Origin of the sequence: Selenomonas sputigena, assembly GCF_026015965.1 — a bacterium.
GTDB lineage: Bacteria > Bacillota > Negativicutes > Selenomonadales > Selenomonadaceae > Selenomonas.
In genome coordinates, this window is the sequence record NZ_CP110383.1 from 1,720,809 (window position 1) to 1,740,832 (window position 20,024).

Here is a 20,024-nt window from a genome sequence, read left to right on the forward strand (position 1 = left end):
TACAAAGCCCTGTGGCTTCGCATCCGGTTCCTTTTTTCTTTCTTAATTCATCTTTACCCTGTAAATCAGAATGCCCAGTTTACTCCTACACTGCCCGAGAAGCCTTCGCGCTTACCCTGCCAACCGCTGAAGTTGACGTCGTAGCTGACGCGGCTCTTTTTCGGTGTGAAGCGATAGCCAAGTTCGAGCATGGCGCTGCCTCCCTTGAGAGACGGGCTTGGCGTCGCCATGCCCTGATAGGTGGCTCGCGCCTCGCCGTTGAATTCGTATTCCCATGCAAGACCCGCGTAGAATTTGCCTTCTTCGCCCATATCGTGCGTGTAGCGAGCGCCGAGTCGCAGGCGGTGCGAGTTGACGGCATCGAAGTCGTAATCCTCGCCTGTCGAGAGCTTGCCGCTCGTGCCGTTCTGATGCGAGAAGAAGTACTTGAGGTACGTTTCGAGCGCATCGCCCGCCTTGAGCTTCGTCTCCTTCCCCACGCCCAGATGAATCGCATAATAGGGGTTCGAGATGTCGTAGCTCGTGGACGTGCCGGAAATGTTGCCCTCGTAGTCGCTCTTGATGCGTCCGCCGCGCACGCTTCCTTCGAGGTAGAGGCCGCTCTTCAGATCCTGCCTTGCGAGGACACCTGCGCCGATGTAGCTGACCTTGCCGCTGCCGTGCGTGCCCGCCGCATCCTCAAGGTAAGAGTCGTAGCTCGCCCTGCCGTATTCGACGAATGGCCCAAAGGTCAGCGTGCTGTCCTTGCCATCCTGCTTTCTTGCGAAGCCGACATTCAGCGTGTAGCCGTGCGTGTCGACGTAGGAGCCCGAATGGATGCGCACGGAGGAGCCTCCCTGCGCCGCCCATGCCGTGTATGCGCCCGACTGCACATTTGCTGCAGATGCCGCCTTTGCACTCGGCGCCTTGTTTGTCGCCATGGGAGCGGCCTCGACCTGAGTGTTGGCATTGGCGGAGGCTGCCGCTTGGACAGCGGCGGAGACGCCCGCATCGGCGATCATCGTCATGCCGCCTCCCAAGACGTCCGTCGCCGTCGTCCTCGTCTCCGCGAGGGACTTCGTCGCGTCCTTCATCTTTACACTCTCGACAGCGGCGATCAATTCATCCGCGCCCTTCTTCTGCACGCGGAACTTGTAGTCGAGCGATACGCCCTGCGTACCCGTGACCTCGCCCTTGATCTTCTCGTCCGTCGTCAACGTGCCGCCTTCAGCAACCTTCATGAGACTGAAGACATCCTCGCGCTTGAGCGTCTTGGCCGCGCCCGAGAGGTTGAGGTCAACGTTCAGACCCTTGATGTCCTTGTCCTTGACGCCGAGCCTCAGCATCGTCGCCATGGAAGATTTCGCCCCTTCGGGCAGGTAGAACTTGAGGTTCTGAATGCCCTTGAAGTCACCGATCTCCGTGCCGGCGGCGCGAATGGCGAGGACGTTCGCCTTGCCGTCCGCCGCCGTGCCGCACGTGACAGTACCCTTGATCTTCGTGCCGAAGAGGTTGATGACATTGCCGTCGGTCTTCTTACCCGAGCCGCCGTAGACGTTCGCGCCGATGTTGACGGCACCGAGGTTAAGGATGTTGCCCGAAGCTTCGCCCTGCGCGGCATAACCGCCATAGATTTGCGCCTGCGTGTCCTTCTGCACCTCGACGGTGTTCTTCGTGGCATCGCCCGCGCCCTCGACAAAGCCACCGTAAGCATTTTTGAGCGTGCCGCCGGCGAGTACGAGGGTATTGTCCGTGACCGCGCCCTTGGCGCTCAGACCGCCGTAGGCCGCCTCCGTCAGCGTGCCGCCCTTGACGGTCAGCTTGTTCCGCTGCACAGTGTTGCCGATGATGGAGCGTCCGCCCCAAGCCGCCTTGTTGTCGCCCGTCTCATAGACAGAGTCCGCATTGTTCTGGAAGCGGAAGCCGCGCACGACGACCTTTTCCGCCGCCGCGCCCTTCGCCGCATCGGCTTCCTTGGCAATCGCGTATTCATAATCGCCAACGGTCTTTTCCTTCGCCTTGTCGTAGGTCGTGCCGAAGTCAATCCCCTTGTCATTCGCCATCAGCGAGAACAATTCTTCACGCGCCACACCCGTGCGCGTCGCAAGGGAGGCTTCGTCAAGGCCTGTGGTTTCAACCTTCTGCCAATCAAGCCCCGTTGTCTTCTTGCCGCCGTTGAGCGTCAAGATCGTGTCGCCGGCCTTCGCCATACTCGTGTCGAAGTGGAGCTTCTCGAAGTTCTTGATGTCTCCCGCGCTCTGTATTCCCGTGACGTTCAGCGTATTTCCCGCCGCGCCGTTGTTGCCGCCATAGATCGTCCCCGTGACCGTACCGCCCGTGAAGTTCACGGTGTTGCCCGTGGTCTTTCCCGACGTGCCGTCGGCCTTCTTACCCGTCGACCAGCCGCCGTAGGCGTCCTTGAGCGTACCGCCCGAGATCGTCAGAGTGTTGTCCGTCGCATCGTTGCCAAGTACGGAGCGCCCGCCCCATGCTGCATCGTGTGCGCTGTCGGCTTCGCCGTATGTCGCCGTGTTGCCATGGAAGCGATAGATTTCTGCGTTGACGGCCTTTGCCTGCGCCACATGCGTATCCGTGTCAAGGACAGCCTCATAGTCGCCCTTGGTCACGCCCTTGGCGCCGATGGGCGCATAAGTGTCAACACCGCCCTTGCGGAAGTCGATGCCCTTTTCATTCGCCATGAGCGTCAGGCGGTACGCTTCGTAACTCTTGACCGCAGGCTTGAATTCATCAAGCGTGACATTCGTCCAGTCAAGACCCTCGGTCGCAGCCGCACCGTCGAGCGTCAGGAGCGTCGTGCCGCTCGCCATCGTGTCTCTGACATGGAACTTGACGCTCTCGAAGTTCTTGATGTTGCCTGCCGCGATCTTGCCGCTGACATTCAGGACATTACCCGTGGCGTCGCTGCCGCTGCCGCCGTAGATCGTGCCCGTGATTTTCGCGCCGTCAGCGACATCATGGAACACGCCCGCCTCGTCCGTATAGCCGATGTTGACGGTGTTCTTCACCGTCTTTCCCGTGCCGCGCGTGTAGCCGCCGTAGACGTTCTTTGCCGTACCGCCCGCGATGTTAACGGTATTCTCCGTCACATCCGCCGCATTCGCTACGCTGCCGACGTAACCGCCGTAGACCTCTTCAAGCGTTCCCTTGCCCGTACTCAAAAGGTTCACGGTGTTCTTGACCGCACCGCCCGCAGTCCCCTCCGAGCGTCCGCCCGAAACGTACTGGAGCGTCTTACCCTCGGAGATTCCCTTGAGCGTGAACGCGTTTCCTTCCGCCGTATTGCCGCCGTAGGAAACGCCAGCGTAGGTCTTAGCATTGTTGTCGCCGTTATGATAGGTGACGTCGCCGTTTCGGAAGCGGTTCACATCGATAAGGACGGCGTTCGCCTCGCTCGTATTCGTGTCCGTGCGCTGGACGACCTCATAGTCGCCGCTCACGGCATGATTCTTCGCCGCGTAGTTCGAGAACTTCAGCTTGTTCGCCGCCGTGCTCTTCATCAGCGTGATCGCGCCGAGCGTCTTGTCTGCGGAGAGCTTCGACGTATCGACCGTGACCTTGCTCCAGTCCGCCGTCTGTCCGTCGAAACCTTCTGCAAGCGTCAGCATCGTGCCGCGACTCTTGGTGAAGGTGTCGTCGACGACCCCGCTCTTCGGCTTATCGGCGGCAATATGGTCAGTCAGATGGAACGTATAGTTCTCGAAGTTCTGCGCCTTCTTTGCCGCCGCATCCTTCGCCTTGACATTCAGTGTGTTGCCCGTGACGTCGCCTGCATTGCTGCCGCCGTAGAGCGTCGCAGCCGAAAGATCCGTACCCGTCGCGAGCGTCGCGGCCGTACCGTCGCCGAGGTTCACGGTGTTGCCCGTCGTCTTGCCCGCGCCCGTCGTGTAGCCCGCGTAGATATTGCCCGCAGCCTTGCCTCCCGTAATCGTAACGGTGTTGTCCGCAGCATTGCCGCCCGTGCTGTATCCCCCGTAGAGATCGCCTGTGACTTCCGCGCCTGCAAGCGTGACGGTATTGCCTGTCACCGCAGCAGCGCCGTAGCCGCCATAAGCCGCTGCGGTCTTGCCGCCCTGCAGAATGAGACGGTTCTTCGTCACAGCGCCGGAGGCGGCAGAATTCAGACCGCCGTAAGCCGCTGTCGTCAGTTCGCCGCCCGTCATGGTGAGGGTATTGTTCGTGACGGTGTTGCCGATGGCCGAGCGCCCGCCCCATGCCGCCACATGCGTCGCATCTGCGGCCGTATACTCCGCCGTTTCATTGTTTTGGAACTGATAGCCTTCCAGGAGAATGCTCTTCGCCCTTGCCAGATGCGTATCCGTATCTATGGCAAGCTCAAAATTCCCGTTCGTCTCCCCCCGCACGCCGAGCGTATCCGCCGCGCCCACGCCGGGCTTCGTGAAGTCCAGCCCGGCTTCGTTATGGAGAAGCGTCAGGCGGTACGCCTCATAGCTCTTGCTCTCCGGGGTAATGACAGACCCCAGCTTGACCTTTGCCCAATCCAGCCGCGTCGTTGCACTGCCGTCATTGAGTGTAAGCAGCGTATCGCCCGACTGCATCGTATTGTTGAGGTGGAATACGACGTTCTCAAAATTTTTGATATTGCCCGCCGTCATCGTGCCCTTGACGTTCAGCGTGTTGTCCGTCGCCAGATCCTTGCTGCCGCCGTAAATCGTACCTGCGACGCGTGCACCCGCGGCGACGGCGTTCGTTCCGTCACCGAGGTTGACCGTATTGCCTGTCGTCAAGCCTCCGCCTGCTGTATAACCCGCATAGATATCTCCCGCAATCGTGCCGCCCGTGACCGTGACGGTATTCCCCGTCGCGCCCGCGCTCGCGGCATTGTTGATGTAACCGCCGTAGACATTCTTCAGTGCATGCGTACCCGTTCCTTCGACCGTCACGCTGTTGCCCGTGGAGTCGCCCGCCGCGCCCGCATTCTTGCCGCCGTAAACGGCGTCGATATCGGCGCTCAGATTGGTGATCGTCAGATGATTGCTCTTCGTCGTATTCCCTACATAAGAGATACCGCCGTAGATTTCGCTCGTCGAAGTCCCGTCGTCATGCGGCATCGTGTACGCCGCAGTTGACCCGTCGTACGTTGCGTCCGTATTGTTTTGGAAGCGGTTGTAGTCGAGGAGGACTTCGCTCGCCGTACCCGTGTTCGTATCCGTGCGCAGCGCCGTCTCGTAGTCGCCGTTCGTCACGGCCGTCGTCTTGTCGCGACCCGTATAGGCCGAGAAGCGCAGCGCATTCGCCGCATCGCTCCTGAGGAGCGTCGCCTTGCCGATGACCGTGTCGCCCGAAAGCTTCGATGTGTCGATGTCGAGCCTGTTCCAATTAACTGTCTCGCCGAAGCCGTCCGTCCCCTTGAACGTGAGCATTGCGCCGCTGCCCGTTCCGTTCCGCGCGATATCGTCCGTCAGATGGAAGACATACTTGCTGAAGTTCTTTGCCGTCTTGACCTTGATATCCTTTGCCTTGACGTTCAGGGTATTGCCTGTGATGACCGTACCGCTGCCGCCGTAGATCGTCGTATTCTCGAGGTTTGTCCCCTCTGCAAGACGCTCCGTCGTGCCGTCGCCGAGGTTGACAATATTGCCCGTCGTCCTGCCCGAGGGGGCGCCGGAAAAACCGCCGTAGACATCCTTTGAAAAAGCGCCGCCCGTGATCGTGACCTCGTTGTTCTCCACTTTCCCATTGGAAAGGGAATATCCCCCGTAGACATTTTTCGCGAAAGTGCCGCCCTTGATTCTGAGCTTATTGTTCGATGCTTCCCCATTGCCCTGGATATAGCCGGCATAGACAGGGCCGCCCACCGAAGCGCTGCCCTCGATCGTGACCGTATTGCCGGACGCCTTGCCGGCATTGATGGAATGACCCCCAAAGACCGTATCACCGATCGCCGCATCCTTGATCGTCACTTCGTTTTCCGTTACGGTCGCGCCCGACTTGCCGTAAGCCCCCCAGACGTCCTTGTTGACCTGCCCCCCGTCGATACGAACCTTGTTCCCCGTTGCCACGTCGCCGCTTTCAAGGTAGGCGGCGATTACACTGTCCCGAACCGTGCTGTTTTCAACGGTCACAACATTGTTGCTCGTGTCCTCCTTGCCATAGGCACCGCGAACGCCGACGGTAACCGTGGCATTTTTAACCAAAACAGTATTATCTGCCGCTTTTTTCGCTGCCCATCCGCCAAAAATTTGTCTGACCTTGCCGTTTTCCAGCACGACACGATTGCCTGTCGCATTTCCGGCAACCTTCGCCCAGCCGCCAGTCACAAAGCCCTTGGCCTCGCCGCCGGTGATCGTGACGATATTGTCTTTCGCCGTGCCCGTGCCTTCCGTGTAGCCGCCGTAAAGCGCGGCGCTGAAAGGGATGCCGACCTCGCCTTTCTTCAGGTTGACCTTGTTGCCGACGACATCGGCTGCATTTGCCTCATCCCCGATAAATCCGCCGTAGACGTTTTTGATCTTGCCGCTTTCCAGCTCGACGTTCACTGTATTGTTTTCCGAGCCGCCCGCCGCGCCCGCAGTCTTTCCGCCGTAGACGGCGTACAGCTCGCCGCCGCCCGGTGTTCCCGTCACAGTCAGCTCGTTGTTCTCCGTCTTGTTCCCGTGGTAGGAAACGCCGCCGTAGACCTCGCTCTCCCCATCCGCCATGACGGGTGCTTCTGCACCGTTATAGTTCTGCCTGCCATCCTTGAAGCGATTCATGCGCAGATAGACCGAGGTCGCTTCCACCGTGCCGCCGTTCTCCGTCGCCTCGTCGTCCACCGTCACGCTGCGCTCGAGGCCGTCCGCCGCGCCGATGTACGCATCGCGGTCAGACAGCTTGAGCGCGCCTGCCACACCGCTCTTGATGAGCTCCACGCGCGAAAAAATGCGGTTCTTGTTCGCCTCGCTCCATTCCGCAAGGCCGTCCAACGCGATGTCCTGATCGATGCGGGCGGTGCTGCCGCCGAAGCCGTCCTGCGCGATCGTCAGCATCGTGGCTTCCTGCGGCGTGTTCGCATGGAGGAAGAACTTGTACGTCTCGAAATTCTTCACCTTGTCGACTGCGACATTCCTCGCCTTGACATTCAGCGTGTTGCCCGTCACATCACCCGCATCGTTGCCGCCCGCAAGCGTCGCGGCTGAGAGATTCGTGCCCGCCGCGAGCGTCGCGGCCGTGCCGTCGCCGAGGTTCACGGTGTTGTTCGTCGTCTTGCCCGCGCCCGTCGTGTAGCCGCCGTAGACCTCGCCCGTCACCGTGCCGCCCGTGATCGTGACCGTATTCGCATTGACCTTGCCGCTCGCATTGGAGGACTGTCCGCCCTTGAGCGTGTTGACCGTACCGCCGTTGAACGTCACCGTGTTGCCGCTCACCGTGCCCGCGCCCGAGGCACTGCCGCCCGTCACGCTGATGAGCGCTCCGCCGTCGATGGTGACCGTATTGTCCGTGACATCGTTGCTGTTCGCCGCCCAGACATTTTCACCGCCAAAGACATTGTTGACCGTCCCCTTCTTGACCGTGACCGTGTTGCCCGTCACCGCGCCGTCCGCCGCGCCCCGCGCACGCGTATAGCCGCCGTAAAGCATCGTGATCGTGCCCGTTCCCGTGTCCTCGACCGTCACGGAGTTATTCTTAGAGCCGCCCGTCGCGATGGTCGGATGCTGCTCTGTCTTGCCGCCGTAGGCCTTGATCGAATCGCCCGCAGCAACGCCCGTAATCTTGAGCTGATTGTTTTCCGTTGTATTGCCGTACTTCGAAAGCCCGCCGCAGACTTCCTTATCACTGCCGACAAGCGTCGGCGGCGTTGTCCCGTCGTATGTCGCTTGCGCTTCGGTCACATTCTTGAACTGATTCGCACCAAGGAGGAGCTTCTGTGCCGTATTCGTGCCGGTATTCGTCGTGATGCCGATCTCATAATTGCCCGCCGTGCTGTATACGCCGCTGCCGCCCGTGAAACTCAGCGAGTTCGCCGTCGCGCCCTCGACAAGCGTCAGCTCTATCGAACGCGCCGTCTGCGCCGCCATCCACGCACCGAGTCCCGTCTCGTCCGCCTTGACCTTCGACCAGTCAAGTGCGCCCGTACCAAGGCCACCCTGCACGAGATGCAGCATCGTCGAACCCGCCGCAATCTTATCGTTCAGGACAAAATTATAGGTATCAAAGGCATCCACTTCTTTCACGGTAATGCCCGACGCCTTGATATTGAGCGTATTATCCGCACGAGAACCGCCGCCCGATTTGGCGCCGTAGATACTCGCTGTGCTCAGGTCAGTACCCGTCTTGAGCGTCGCCGTCGTACCGTCGCCGAGGTTGACCGTATTGTTGCTCTGATTGCCGTTCGCCCAGCCTGCCGCGACGAAGCTCGTAACCTTGCCGCCCGCAATCGTGACGGTATTATTCGTTGCAGCGCCGCCACTCGCCATACCGCCTTGAACATAAGCGACTTCCCCGCCGCTGATGAGCACGGCATTATTCGTTGCATCACCGCTGCCCGCCGTGCCGCCGCCGCGAAGATTGGAAACTTTGCCCCCGTTCAGGATCGCGTGATTGCCCGATGCCTCTGCCGTACTCGTACTATTCTCGATATAGCCGCCATAAAGGGAGCCCACTGCCTGCCCGTTCCCGATGGTCGCCGTATTGCCCGTGACCGCACCCGTGCCGAGCGTATAGCCGCCATATATATCCTGCACCATGCCGTTGGTGAGCGTCGCCGTGCTGCCGGAAACCCGTGCCCGCATTGCTCGTATTGAGGATTGTGCTGCCATAGACATTTTGCACACCAAATGAACCCGTGATGTCCACCGTCACATGGTTATTGGTTGCATTGCCGCTTGTGCCCGCCGTATAGCCGCCTGCCGCAATCGCAAGGTGGCTGCCTGGGAGAGATTTTACAAGCAGTTTGTTGTTCGTGGTCGTATTGCCGAGATTCGAATAGCCGCCCACAATCCCCTGTACGGCAGCGCCACCTGCGGGATTGAACGTCATGGCAGTCGTGCCGTTATACGTCGCGTCGGCGTTCCGGAAGCGATCGACGTTTGCCTGCACATAGTTCGCAAGCACACGGTTAAAGGACACCATTCCCGTGACATCTGTGGACATCCGATACTCGAAGTCACCGCTCGTTGCCGACCTCGTCGGAGCGGCACTTCCATCCACAGCAATATTCAGATCGCTGCCCGTCGAACCTTGCAGCAGTGTAACGTTGCCGATGCGCCCGTATTTCGTATGGTCATCGTTCCATCCCGCCGCATTAAGCGTGATGTTATCCCATTTGACATCGGCATTCGTACCAAACCCTCCGTCATGTGTTGTGAGCATGGCGGATCCGGCCGCAACTCCCTTCGTGAGGTTGAAATTGTATTTCTCGAAATTGCGCACAAAACGGACGTGAATGTTCGACGCATTGACATTGAGCGTATTACCCTTGAGCTTATCGCTGCCGTTCGCCTGTGCCTGCCGGTTGTATCCTGTGCCCCAAACCTCTGCGCGGGTAATATTTCCCGTAAACGTGCCGTCTGCCGCACCGAGATTGACCGTATTGCCGTTCGACGTGCTGGACGTTGTACGCGAATCGCCGCCCATGATGTAATATCTCGTCGAAGTATTCGCCGAGTTCATCGTGCCGCCTGCGATCGTGACGATGTTGTTCGACATATTGCCCGTCACGGTATTGTTCATTCCGCCTCCGCCGACAATAACGCCACCTGCGGCAAATGTGCCGCCGTTGACCGTGACCGTATTGCCCGTGGCGCTGCCTGCGCCGGCAGTGCGCGCCAAGCCGCCCCATACATAGGAGATGTCGCCGCCCGAGACGGTGACGGTATTGCCCGTCGCATTGCCGGACGCACCCGTGGTCGCTCCACCGATCAGAGAAATCGCCTTGCCGCCTTTGAAATTGACCGTATTATTCGAGGCCGTACCCGTGGCCAGGCCGCCAAAGACTGTACCATTGCCCGCTGCCGTTGCACTGATGCTGTTGATGGTGACGGTATTGCCCGTCGCGTTCGCCGACGTACCGCCCACAACATTGCCGCCGATGACAGGATGAAGCCCGCCGCTCTCTGCACCGATTGTGACTGTATTGTTATCCGTCGTGCCGCCCGTAACATCGCCGGCTTGATCCTCCGACACGCCAACCGTCACATCCGCCGCATACGCCGTCGAGCCCTGCCACAGAAAGCCTCCTCCACTGGGTAGATATGCCCCCCCAGCGGACAGAGCAAGCGCCACCATAAGCGCGAGCCGTCTTCTTGATTTCCCCTTACCGACCATTGAATACGATTCCTCCTTGTGCATTCAAAGGGACGATTGCCCCCAAGTGTCCTGGCAAATCCTTGCCGCCCCTGCTTTTTGTCATACCTGATGAACTTCTAACAGGTAATGACTTTTAGTTTCAATCTCATAAATCATACCATTCTCCTACCTTCTTTGTCTAGTAATTTTTCATGAATTTCAAACAATTTGATTCACTTCACAAATACTGGGAAATATGCTCTGAATCTTTGTATTGTGACTTGCCTGCCGTCTGAAAACACGTTAAGATTAACTAAAACAAAGCTTTTTACAAAAACCAACGAAAGGAGCGGAACAATATGCAGCTTCCTGAGCGCATCAATCTTCACTTGCACGAACTCAGCGATGCCGACAAAAGCATCTGGCGCTTCATCGAGAGCCACAAGGAGACGGCCTGCCGCGCCTCCATTCATGACCTCGCGCGGCTCTGCGCCGTTTCGAGCGCGTCCGTCGTGCGCTTCGCGCAGAAGATCGGCTTCGAGGGCTTCGGCGAGATGAAGGCGGTGCTCAAGATGGAACTCGAAGAGCGCGGAAAGCCCGACCGCGACATCCTGACGTCGCTGAGCCAGTTCTACGATCAGTCATGGCGCGAACTCATGGCGCGCGACTATCGCGGCGCGAGCCGCCTCGTCCACGAGGCGCACCGCGTCTTCGCCTACGCTTCGGGCTATGTGCAGACGAACGTCATGCAGGAACTCAAGCGTCTCTTCCTCTACGACAATGTCTTCATCTGCGAGATCGCAGGGCGCGAGGAGTTCTATTCCGTCTATCAGACGGCGGGGCCGGACGATCTCTTCGTCTTCATCTCGCTTTCAGGCGAATCCGAGCGCGTCAAGGAGTTCTCCGAGAAGCTGAACCTCAAGGGCGTGCCGCTTCTCGCCATCACGCAGATGCAGCACAACACGCTCGCGAGCCGCTCGACAGAGAACCTCTACGTCGTGCCCGCCGCCTTCAACCTGCCCAAAAGCGAGGAGCGGCTGCCGTTCAAGTCCATGCTCGCCTACTTCCTGCTGCTTGAGATCTTCTACGTCCACTACCGTCTCTACCGCAGCGAGCAGGAAAATGCCCTTACAGAAGCCTAGCCAATCGGTCTGCGCCTTTGGCTTGACCTCTTGGGGCTTCTGTAACAAGTTTCACTGCATGTACCTCCTTGCAACCTCTGTACATGCCTCCCGAATGGCGCAAAATGCTTGCTTTTTCAACGATTTTCCTTTATCGTAATAGACAAAGGTTTTCAGTGTTTCAGAGGAGGTAAGCTCATGTCACTCAGCAAGGACGTCTTCATGCAGAACATGCAGCGGTTTGGCGGCGCGATGTATACGCCCGTCATCCTGTTCGCGTTCTTCGGTCTGACGGTGGCGGTGTCCATCGTCTGCAAGAACACGGGGCTGCTCGGCGCGATCGCCGCCGAAGGCACGCTATGGTACGATTTCTGGTACATCGTCGAGCAGGGCGCGTGGACGGTGTTCGCACAGATGCCGATTCTCTTCGCCATCGCCGTGCCCATCGGCTTCGCGAAGAAGGAGCCGGCACGCTGCGCCATGGAATCCTTCGTCATCTACATGCTCTTCAACTACTTCATCTCGGCCATCCTCACGCTGCACGGCAGCGCATTCGGCGTCGACTACAGCCAGGCGGCAGGTCCCGGCACGGGACTTGCCATGATCGCGAACGTCAAGACGCTCGACATGGGCATGCTCGGCGCGATCTTCATCGCGTGCTGCACGGCATACCTGCACAACCACTTCTACGATACGAACATCCCCGATTGGCTCGGCATTTTCAAAGGCCCTGCCTTCGTCGTCGCCGTCGGCTTCGCCGTCATGATCCCGATGGCCCTCATCTTCTGCTGCGTCTGGCCAATGGTACAGCACGCGATTGAGCAGTTTCAGTTCTTCCTCAAAACGAGCGGCATCGTCGGCGTCTGGGCATACACGTTCTCGGAGAAAATTCTGCTGCCCGCCGGCCTCCATCACTTCATCTACCTGCCGTTCATGTTCGGCCCTGCGGTCGTCGACGGCGGCATCCAAGCCTACTGGCTCGGCCATATCAACGACTTCATGACGAGCGCGCAGTCTTTGCGTGACCTCTTCCCCGAGGGCGGCTTCGCACTGCACGGCAGCGGCAAGGTCTTCGGCCTGCCGGGCGCAGCGCTCGCCATCTACGCGTGCGCCAAGCCTGAAAAGCGCAAGAAGACAGCGGCTCTCTTGATCCCTGCGACGATCACGGCGATGCTCTGCGGCATCACCGAGCCTCTGGAATTCACCTTCCTTTTCGTCGCGCCTCTCCTTTATCTGCTGCACGCGATCCTCTCGGCGACGCTCTCGGCGACGCTCTACGCCATCGGGCTTTCGGGCAACTTCGGCGGCGGTCTCATCGACTGCTTCGTGCAGAACTGGATTCCTCTTTTCTCCTACCATTATGCGACATACCTCACGCAGATCGGCATCGGCCTGTGCTTCACCGCCATCTACTTCTTCGTCTTCCGCGCTGTCATCCGCTTCAAGGATTACAAGACACCGGGCAGAACGGACGACGATGTCGAGGACAAGCTCTTCACGAAAGCCGACTACAAGGCGAAGCAGGCAGGCGCTGCGGATGCCGCTGCAGGCGCCGCACCCGATCTGAAGCTCGACGAGCGCGACGTGAAGGCGAAGGTCTTCCTCGAAGGACTCGGCGGCCCTGCGAACATCAAGGACGTCACGAACTGCGCGACGCGCCTGCGCGTGACGGTAGAAGATCCCGATCTCGTACAGCCGGTCGCCGTCTTCACCCGCGCGGGCGCACACGGCCTCGTGCGGAACGGACATGCGTTCCAGGTCATCGTTGGCCTCTCCGTGCCACAGGTGCGCGAGCGCTTCGAGGCGCTTCTCGCAGCGCCTGCATCCGATGCGACGGAGCTCGCCGTCGGCACGGAAAAATCCCTTTCTTTCACGGCGGTCGCCGACGGCAAGGTCATCGACATGAGCGAGGTCAAGGATGAGATGTTCTCACAGAAGATGATAGGTGACGGCGTCGCCATCGAGCCGACGGGCAATCTCGTCGTCGCGCCCGCCGCCGCCGAAGTCACGATGGTCATGGAGGATTCGTTGCACGCCGTCGGGCTGCGTCTCGCGAACGGCGCGGAACTGCTCATCCACATCGGCGTCGACACGGTGAAGCTCGGCGGCAAGGGCTTCGAGCTTCTCGTCCGTGCAGGCGACAAGGTCGGCCAAGGTGCGCCGCTCGTGAAGTTCGACCGCGCGACGATCAAGGAAGCCGGCTACCAGGACACGGTCATCATGGCAGTGACAAACTCGGGCGAATACCCGCTGATGAAAAAGCATACGGGCATGACGGCAGAAGCCGGCAAGACGGACGTCCTGACCTTCTGACGCACGTCAAATCTCGCAGCCCCCTGCCCGCACGGCAGGGGGCTGAATGGAAAGGAAAAACGCATGAAAGCAACGCATTGGTGGCAGAACACCGCCGTCTACCAGATTTATCCGAAGAGCTTCAACGACACGCACGGCAAGGGCACGGGCGATCTTCGCGGCATCACGGAAAAGCTCGACTATCTAAGGTCGCTCGGCGCGGGCGCGCTATGGCTCACGCCCGTCTACCCGTCGCCCATGGTCGACAACGGCTACGACATCAGCGACTATTGCGGCATCCATCCCGATTTCGGCACGCTCGCCGACATGGAGGAACTGATCGCCGAAGCGAAGAAGCGCGACATGCGCATCGTCATGGATCTCGTCTACAACCACACCTCTGACCAGCACCCGTGGTTCTTAGAGTCGAAGAAGAGCCGCACGAACGCGAAGAGCGACTGGTATATCTGGCGCGACGCGAAGGAGGACGGCAGCGCCCCAACGAACTGGCGCGGCATCTTCGGCGGCTCTGCGTGGACGTACTGCGAGGAGCGCGGCCAATACTACCTGCACACCTTCGCCGAGGCGCAGCCCGACCTCAACTGGGAGAACCCCGAGGTCAGGGAGGCGCTCTTCGCCGCCGCAAACTTCTGGCTCGCAAAGGGCGTCGGCGGCTTCCGCATCGACGCCATCACCTACATCAAGAAGCCCGCCGTCTTCACGGACGGCGAGCCGGACGCGACGGACGGCATGACGAGTGTCCACGATATGACGGCGAACACGCCGGGCATCCTCGACTTCCTGCACGAGTTCCGCGCACGCGTCTTCGACGGACACGACATCTTCACCGTCGGCGAGGCGAACGGCGTCACACCCGAGGAACTGCCGCTGTGGGTCGGCGAAAACGGCGTCTTCTCCATGCTCTTCGAGTTCAGCCACGTCCTCGTGCCCTACGAAGGCGGCGAATGCTGGCACAAGGCGCAACCGTGGCCTCTCACGAAGCTCAAGCGTGCGCTCACGGCTAGCCAGCACGCCACCGCCAAGGAAGGCTGGTTTCCCATCTACTTCGAGAACCACGACCGTGCACGCTCCGTCAATTACTTCTTCCCCAAAGGCGCGGACAAGAAGCTCGCGGCAAAGGCTCTCGCCGCCGTCCTCTTCACGCTGCGCGGCACGCCCTTCATCTACGAGGGCGAAGAACTCGGCATGACGAACGTGGCTTGGGATTCCATCGACGCCTACGACGACATTTCGTCGCACGGCCAGTACGCGCTCGCTTTGGAAGATGGCTTCTCCAAGAAGGAAGCGCTGGGCTTCGTCCACTTCAACAGCCGAGACAACGCACGCACGCCGATGCAGTGGACGGCCGAAAGACATGCGGGCTTCACGAGCGGCACGCCATGGCTGCCCGTCAACGAGAACTATCGCACGCTCAACGCTGCCGCCGAGGAAAAGGACGCTGACTCCGTACTGCACTTCTACCGTCATCTCGCCAAGCTGCGCGAGACGATTCCCGCGCTTTTAGACGGCGTATATGAAGAGCTTCTGGAAGAAAACGAGCAGATCTATGCGTTCTCGCGCACACTGGGAAAGACGCGCATCAAGACGGCGGTCAACTTCAGCACAAAGGACGCGGCGCTTCCCGCAGACTTCCTCCGCGGCACGCGCCTTGCCGGAAGCTATGCGGACGCGCCGACGACTTCGCTTCGTCCATTGGAAGCCGTGATTTACGAGGAGGAGATACAATGAAGGTAGCTGCAAGCGATTACGACGGGACGCTCCTCAGGGGCGGCAAGATCGACGAGGAAACGCTGCAGGCCGTCAAGAAGTGGCGTGCGGCAGGCAACAAGTTCGGCGTCATCTCGGGGCGCGACTACGGCATGCTCGTGCCGCAGCTCTTCGCTTTCGGGCTGGAATTCGATTACACGGTCTGCAACAACGGCGGCATCATCCGCGACGCGAAAGAGACGGTGCGCTTCCAGGCCGAGATCGAACCGGCCGCCCTCGCCGCCATTGCCGAAGAGCCTCTGGCGGCAAAATCCTTCCACTTTGCCTTTTCAGCGGCCGACGTGACGTACCTTTGCCACCAATCGGAAGGCTCTTGGATCGAGCGTGAGGCAAAGGAATGGGACTATCCCATCATCTACATCGAGGAATCCGAGATCGGCACGCTCAAGAAGATCCAACAGTTCTCCATGGGCTTCCCGCTTCCCGCCGAATCCGACGCCTGCGCCGCCGCGCTCAACTCGAGGCTCGGCGATAAGATCCACGCCTACCCGAACGCCTGCAGCCTCGACATCACGCCCGTCGGCGTCGGCAAGGATCAGGGCATACGCACGCTGCTCTCCGTCATGGGCTGGGACGGCGCGGAAGTTTTCGCCATCGGCGACGAAACGAACGACCTGCCGATGCTCAAGGCATTCGACGGCTATACGCTGACGACGGCGCGAGAAGCGATTCAAAAGCAGGCGAAGGAAGTTTTTCCGAGTGTCGGCGCGATGATGCTGACCTATCTGTAAGGCAAGCCCGAAGGGCGCAGCCGCACAGGCAATAGGTCGCATGTGAAAACGTCCCAAGAACGCGAGCCGAAGGCGAAGCGCAATTGGCTGACGTTGACCACCCGGGGTCCGCTCAGCGGAGAAACCCTCATTTTAAAGGAGGAGCAGCCATGACCATGGACAAGAAGAAATACGACGAGGTGCTCGCCGAATTCAGCATCAGTGACGACGAGCTTCAGAAGATTTCCGCCGACTTCGAAGCAGAAATGCAGGCGGGACTTGAGGGCGAAGATTCCACGCTGCGCATGCTGCGCTCCTACGTCGCCCTGCCGACGGGCAAGGAAATCGGCGATTTCCTCGCGCTCGACTTCGGCGGCACAAACGTACGCGCCCTGCACATACTGTTGCACGGAGGCGGCAGGTACCAAGTCATCAAGAAGGCGGCGAAGCCCCTGACCGAGCCGGGCGTCTACGACTATGTGGCAGAAAGCGCCACTGCCGAAGAGATGTTCGACTTCCTCGCCGAACTCATCGACGAGGCCATCGAGAGCAACCGCTCGACGACGTACCTGCTCGGTCACACCTTCTCCTTCCCGTCGGTGCAGACCGACCTCTACAACGCCAAGCTCATCACTTGGACGAAGGAGTTCGCGACACAAGGCGTCGAGGGCAAGGTCGTCAACGACCTTCTGAAAGAAGCCCTCGCACGGCGCGGCGCACGAAACGTCATCCCCGTCGCCGTCATCAACGACACCGTCGCCACGCTCCTTGCCGCCGCCTACAAGAAACCGAACGCCTACATCGGCTCGATTTACGCCACGGGGCAGAACACCTGCTACTTCGAGGAGTTTTCGGACGGTTCCGAGCCGCCCACCGTCATCAACATGGAGTCGGGCGGCTTCGGCAAGCTGCGCCCGACGAAGTATGACAGGCACATCGACGAAACCTCCGAAAAGCCCGGCGCACAGCACCTCGAAAAGATGGTCTCGGGACGCTACCTCGGCGAAATCTACGGCGAGGCGCTCGCCGACATCCTCGGCAAGGCCGCTCCTTTCTCCTTCACGAGCATCGACCTTTCCACGATCGTCGCCGATGCCTACCTCGACCGTCACGAAGCCGCTGCCATCCTCGAAGAAAAGACGGGCGAGAAATTCAATGCACTTGAGCTGAACCTGCTGCAAAATCTCGCGGGCGTCATCATCGCGCGCTCCGCCCGCCTCGTCGCCGCGACCTTCGCAGGCATCGTGCGCCATCGCGCACATGGCGCGGAGATCAAGGAACAGCACATCGCCATCGACGGCTCCGTCTATGAAAAGATGCCCCTCGTCGCCGAAAACCTCAAGAAGGCGCTCACCGATCTCCTCGGCGACGAAGCAGAAAAGATCCACATCGTCCTTGAAAACACCGGCTCCGCCCTCGGCGCCGCCCTCGCCGCCGCCATGACGGTGGAAGGGTGAGTTTCCTATAAAGAAAAAGCGCTGCTGCATGGAACAAACACATTCCATGCAGCAGCGCCTTTTTCTTCCCTTCACCCCTCAAAAGCGGAAGTCTCTCATGCCGTCGCCGAGTTCCTTAAGGTAGAGCGCCGCCTTCTTCTTGACAGCAGGGTTCGGAATATCCTGCCACTGCTCCTGTATGACGCGCTCGCCCTTTTCCTGCGTCGTCTTCTTCGCGTAGTCCTCCAAGTATTCCTTCAAGGTCATCAGAGCGTTCGGCAGACAGCAGTTCTTGATCTGCCCGCTCTTACACAGGCTCATGAAGCGGTCGCCCGTGCGTCCCGCGCGGTAGCACGCGGTGCAGAAGCTCGGCACATAGCCGAGGTCTAAGAGCCATTCGATGACCTCGTCCAGCGTGCGCGTGTCGTTGACATCGAACTGCGCTGAATTTTCCTCTGGACTCTCCTGCTTCTCATAGCCGCCGACGCTCGTCGAGGATGCTCCCGAAATCTGCGAGATGCCGAGATCGAGGACGCGCCTGCGGCTCTCCTCGGATTCTCTCGTCGAGACGATCATGCCCGTATAGGGCACGGCGATGCGGATGACGGCGACGATCTTCGCGAAGGTATCGTCGTCGATGGCGTTGGAGAACGCGCCCGGGTCGATGTCATCCGCCGGCCGGATGCGCGGCACGCTGATCGTATGCGGGCCGACGCCAAAACGCGCTTCCAAGTGCTCGGCGTGCATCAACAGGCCGACGAAGTCGTAGCGGTACATATTGAGACCGAAGAGCACGCCGCAGCCCACGTCGTCGATGCCGCCCTCCATCGCGCGGTCCATCGCCTCCGTGTGCCATGCGTAGTCGTGCTTTGGGCCTGCCGGATGGAGCTTTTCGTAATTTTCCTTGTGGTACGTCTCCTGAAAAAGGATATAAGTGCCGATACCCGCTTCCTTGAGCTTTCGGTAGTCTTCGACCGTCGTCGCCGCGATGTTGACATTCACGCGGCGGATCGCGCCGTTCTTATGCTTGATAGAATATATCGTCTTGATACTTTCCAAGACGTATTCCAAAGGATTGTGCACGGGGTCTTCTCCCGTCTCCAACGCGAGACGCTTGTGCCCCATGTCCTGCAGCGCAATAACCTCACGGCGAATCTCGTCCTGTGTGAGCTTCTTGCGATGGATGTGCTTGTTCTTCGCATGGTAGGGACAGTAAACACAGCCATTCACGCAATAGTTCGACAGATAGAGCGGTGCAAAGAGCACGATGCGCTTGCCGTAAAGCTCCTCCTTGATCTCCTTGGCGAGCGCGAGCATTCGCTCGACGAGATCGGGCGCGTCGACGGCGAGCAGCAGCGCCGCCTCGCGGTGCGTCAGACCCCTACAGTCGCGCGCACGCGTCAAAAGTGCTTCTACAAGCGCGCGATTGTCTTTATTATCCTCCGCCCACGCGAGCGAGGCGAGGATTTCCTCATGGTTGATGAACTCCTCAGCACGCGCGGACTTCGGATCGTACGTTGTCATGCTTATGCCCCCTCAAACATCGGGCAGGCGAGATGCAAGATCGTCTGCCTACAAGCCCGCCTCTTCGACGAGTGCGGGCAAATCGCGACGGAAGAGCGTCATCTCCTCTTCGCTCCATTCCCCCGACTGCACGCCTAACAAGAAATATTTGCGAAAGATTTCGGGATGATTGCGCAAACGGTACGTTATGTCGGGCAAACACTTATGCATGAGGCGAACCTCCTGCTTATCCCTCTCCTTTTCTTTCGTCGCCGAAAGGCTTCCTTCATGAATACGATATCGATAAAGAACCTTTTTGATATGCCCGATCCTTCCATAGCGAAGGAGGATACGCAGCCAGTAGTCATAATCTTCCAGGAGAAACATCTCGGGATCATAACCACCAATTTCCTGCGGAACGCTGCGACGGTAAAGGAAACATGCACCAATGCGATTCTGAACAAGCATCTTCCACGGATCAGCATCAAAGCGATCCGTATCCACAAGATGCTGTTTTCCAGACACATCTTCAAACAGAAGCTCCATCGCCGCATTGACCATCATATACTCGGGAAAACGCTGCAGATAAGAAACCATCTCGTGAAGTGCTTCGGGTGCGTACGCATTATCATCGCTCGTCCATGTGAAAAACATACCGTGCGCTTCGGCAAAGCCGATATTCAAAGAGCGCGGCAAACGTTGATTCTCCTTGTTGCGCACGATGCGAATGCGGCTGTCGTGCGCAGCATATTCGGCAAGGATCTGTGGCGTCGTATCCTGCGAGCAGTCGTCGACAGCGATGAGTTCCCAATCCTGCATCGTCTGCGCCAAGATGCTATCCAAAGATTCACGCAGATACTTCTCTCCGTTATAGACGGGCAAGACGATGGAAACCAGCGGCTGATGCGATTTTCCCTTTTCCATCCATGATCTCACTCTCAATCTTCCTC

9 protein-coding genes are annotated in these 20,024 nt (G+C 59.3%); 5 read left to right on the forward strand and 4 right to left on the reverse strand.

Annotated features, from left to right (window positions below):
- Window positions 1-65 precede the first annotated feature (65 nt).
- The gene (locus OL236_RS08470) at window positions 66-8,684 is read right to left on the reverse strand and encodes an autotransporter outer membrane beta-barrel domain-containing protein (protein ID WP_265070268.1); all 8,619 of its coding nucleotides are present in this window, start codon (window positions 8,682-8,684) and stop codon (window positions 66-68) included.
- Window positions 8,566-10,263, reverse strand: coding sequence for a beta strand repeat-containing protein (locus tag OL236_RS08475; protein WP_265070269.1), 1,698 nt, complete (start codon window positions 10,261-10,263; stop codon window positions 8,566-8,568). The genes OL236_RS08470 and OL236_RS08475 overlap by 119 nt, the downstream gene beginning before the upstream one ends.
- A 320-nt stretch (window positions 10,264-10,583) precedes the next feature.
- On the opposite strand from OL236_RS08475, the gene OL236_RS08480 reads away from it, so the two are divergent.
- The 5 genes from OL236_RS08480 (at window position 10,584) to OL236_RS08500 (ending at window position 17,592) form a co-directional block, all read left to right on the forward strand.
- Window positions 10,584-11,366 carry a MurR/RpiR family transcriptional regulator gene (locus tag OL236_RS08480; RefSeq protein WP_265070270.1) on the forward strand — a complete coding sequence of 261 codons (783 nt, stop codon included), beginning with the start codon at window positions 10,584-10,586 and terminating at the stop codon, window positions 11,364-11,366.
- Between the two features lie 177 nt (window positions 11,367-11,543).
- Window positions 11,544-13,658, forward strand: a complete 2,115-nt coding sequence (locus OL236_RS08485; protein ID WP_265070271.1) for an alpha-glucoside-specific PTS transporter subunit IIBC — start codon at window positions 11,544-11,546, stop codon at window positions 13,656-13,658.
- A 63-nt stretch (window positions 13,659-13,721) separates the two neighbouring features.
- Entirely contained in the window at window positions 13,722-15,386 is a 1,665-nt protein-coding gene (locus OL236_RS08490; RefSeq protein WP_265070272.1) for a glycoside hydrolase family 13 protein, read from the forward strand.
- Window positions 15,383-16,156, forward strand: a complete 774-nt coding sequence (locus OL236_RS08495; RefSeq protein WP_265070273.1) for an HAD-IIB family hydrolase — start codon at window positions 15,383-15,385, stop codon at window positions 16,154-16,156. The genes OL236_RS08490 and OL236_RS08495 overlap by 4 nt, the downstream gene beginning before the upstream one ends.
- Window positions 16,157-16,305: 149 nt before the next feature.
- Window positions 16,306-17,592: a hexokinase gene (locus OL236_RS08500; protein WP_265070274.1), complete on the forward strand. Its 1,287-nt coding sequence runs from the start codon at window positions 16,306-16,308 to the stop codon at window positions 17,590-17,592.
- 78 nt (window positions 17,593-17,670) lie between these two features.
- On the opposite strand, the gene hydG is transcribed toward OL236_RS08500, so the two are convergent.
- Window positions 17,671-19,095 carry a [FeFe] hydrogenase H-cluster radical SAM maturase HydG gene (hydG, locus tag OL236_RS08505; RefSeq protein ID WP_265070275.1) on the reverse strand — a complete coding sequence of 475 codons (1,425 nt, stop codon included), beginning with the start codon at window positions 19,093-19,095 and terminating at the stop codon, window positions 17,671-17,673.
- 48 nt (window positions 19,096-19,143) lie between these two features.
- Window positions 19,144-20,010: a glycosyltransferase family 2 protein gene (locus OL236_RS08510; protein WP_265070276.1), complete on the reverse strand. Its 867-nt coding sequence runs from the start codon at window positions 20,008-20,010 to the stop codon at window positions 19,144-19,146.
- Window positions 20,011-20,024 lie beyond the last annotated feature (14 nt).

Bases quoted from the DNA above. Each gene is read 5' to 3' on its own strand.
- OL236_RS08470 (WP_265070268.1), bottom strand. From the start codon at position 8,684: ATGGTGCAGGATATATATGGCGGCTATACGCTCGGCACGGGTGCGGTC.
- OL236_RS08475 (WP_265070269.1), bottom strand. From the start codon at position 10,263: ATGGTCGGTAAGGGGAAATCAAGAAGACGGCTCGCGCTTATGGTGGCG.
- OL236_RS08480 (WP_265070270.1), top strand. From the start codon at position 10,584: ATGCAGCTTCCTGAGCGCATCAATCTTCACTTGCACGAACTCAGCGAT.
- OL236_RS08485 (WP_265070271.1), top strand. From the start codon at position 11,544: ATGTCACTCAGCAAGGACGTCTTCATGCAGAACATGCAGCGGTTTGGC.
- OL236_RS08490 (WP_265070272.1), top strand. From the start codon at position 13,722: ATGAAAGCAACGCATTGGTGGCAGAACACCGCCGTCTACCAGATTTAT.
- OL236_RS08495 (WP_265070273.1), top strand. From the start codon at position 15,383: ATGAAGGTAGCTGCAAGCGATTACGACGGGACGCTCCTCAGGGGCGGC.
- OL236_RS08500 (WP_265070274.1), top strand. From the start codon at position 16,306: ATGACCATGGACAAGAAGAAATACGACGAGGTGCTCGCCGAATTCAGC.
- hydG (WP_265070275.1), bottom strand. From the start codon at position 19,095: ATGACAACGTACGATCCGAAGTCCGCGCGTGCTGAGGAGTTCATCAAC.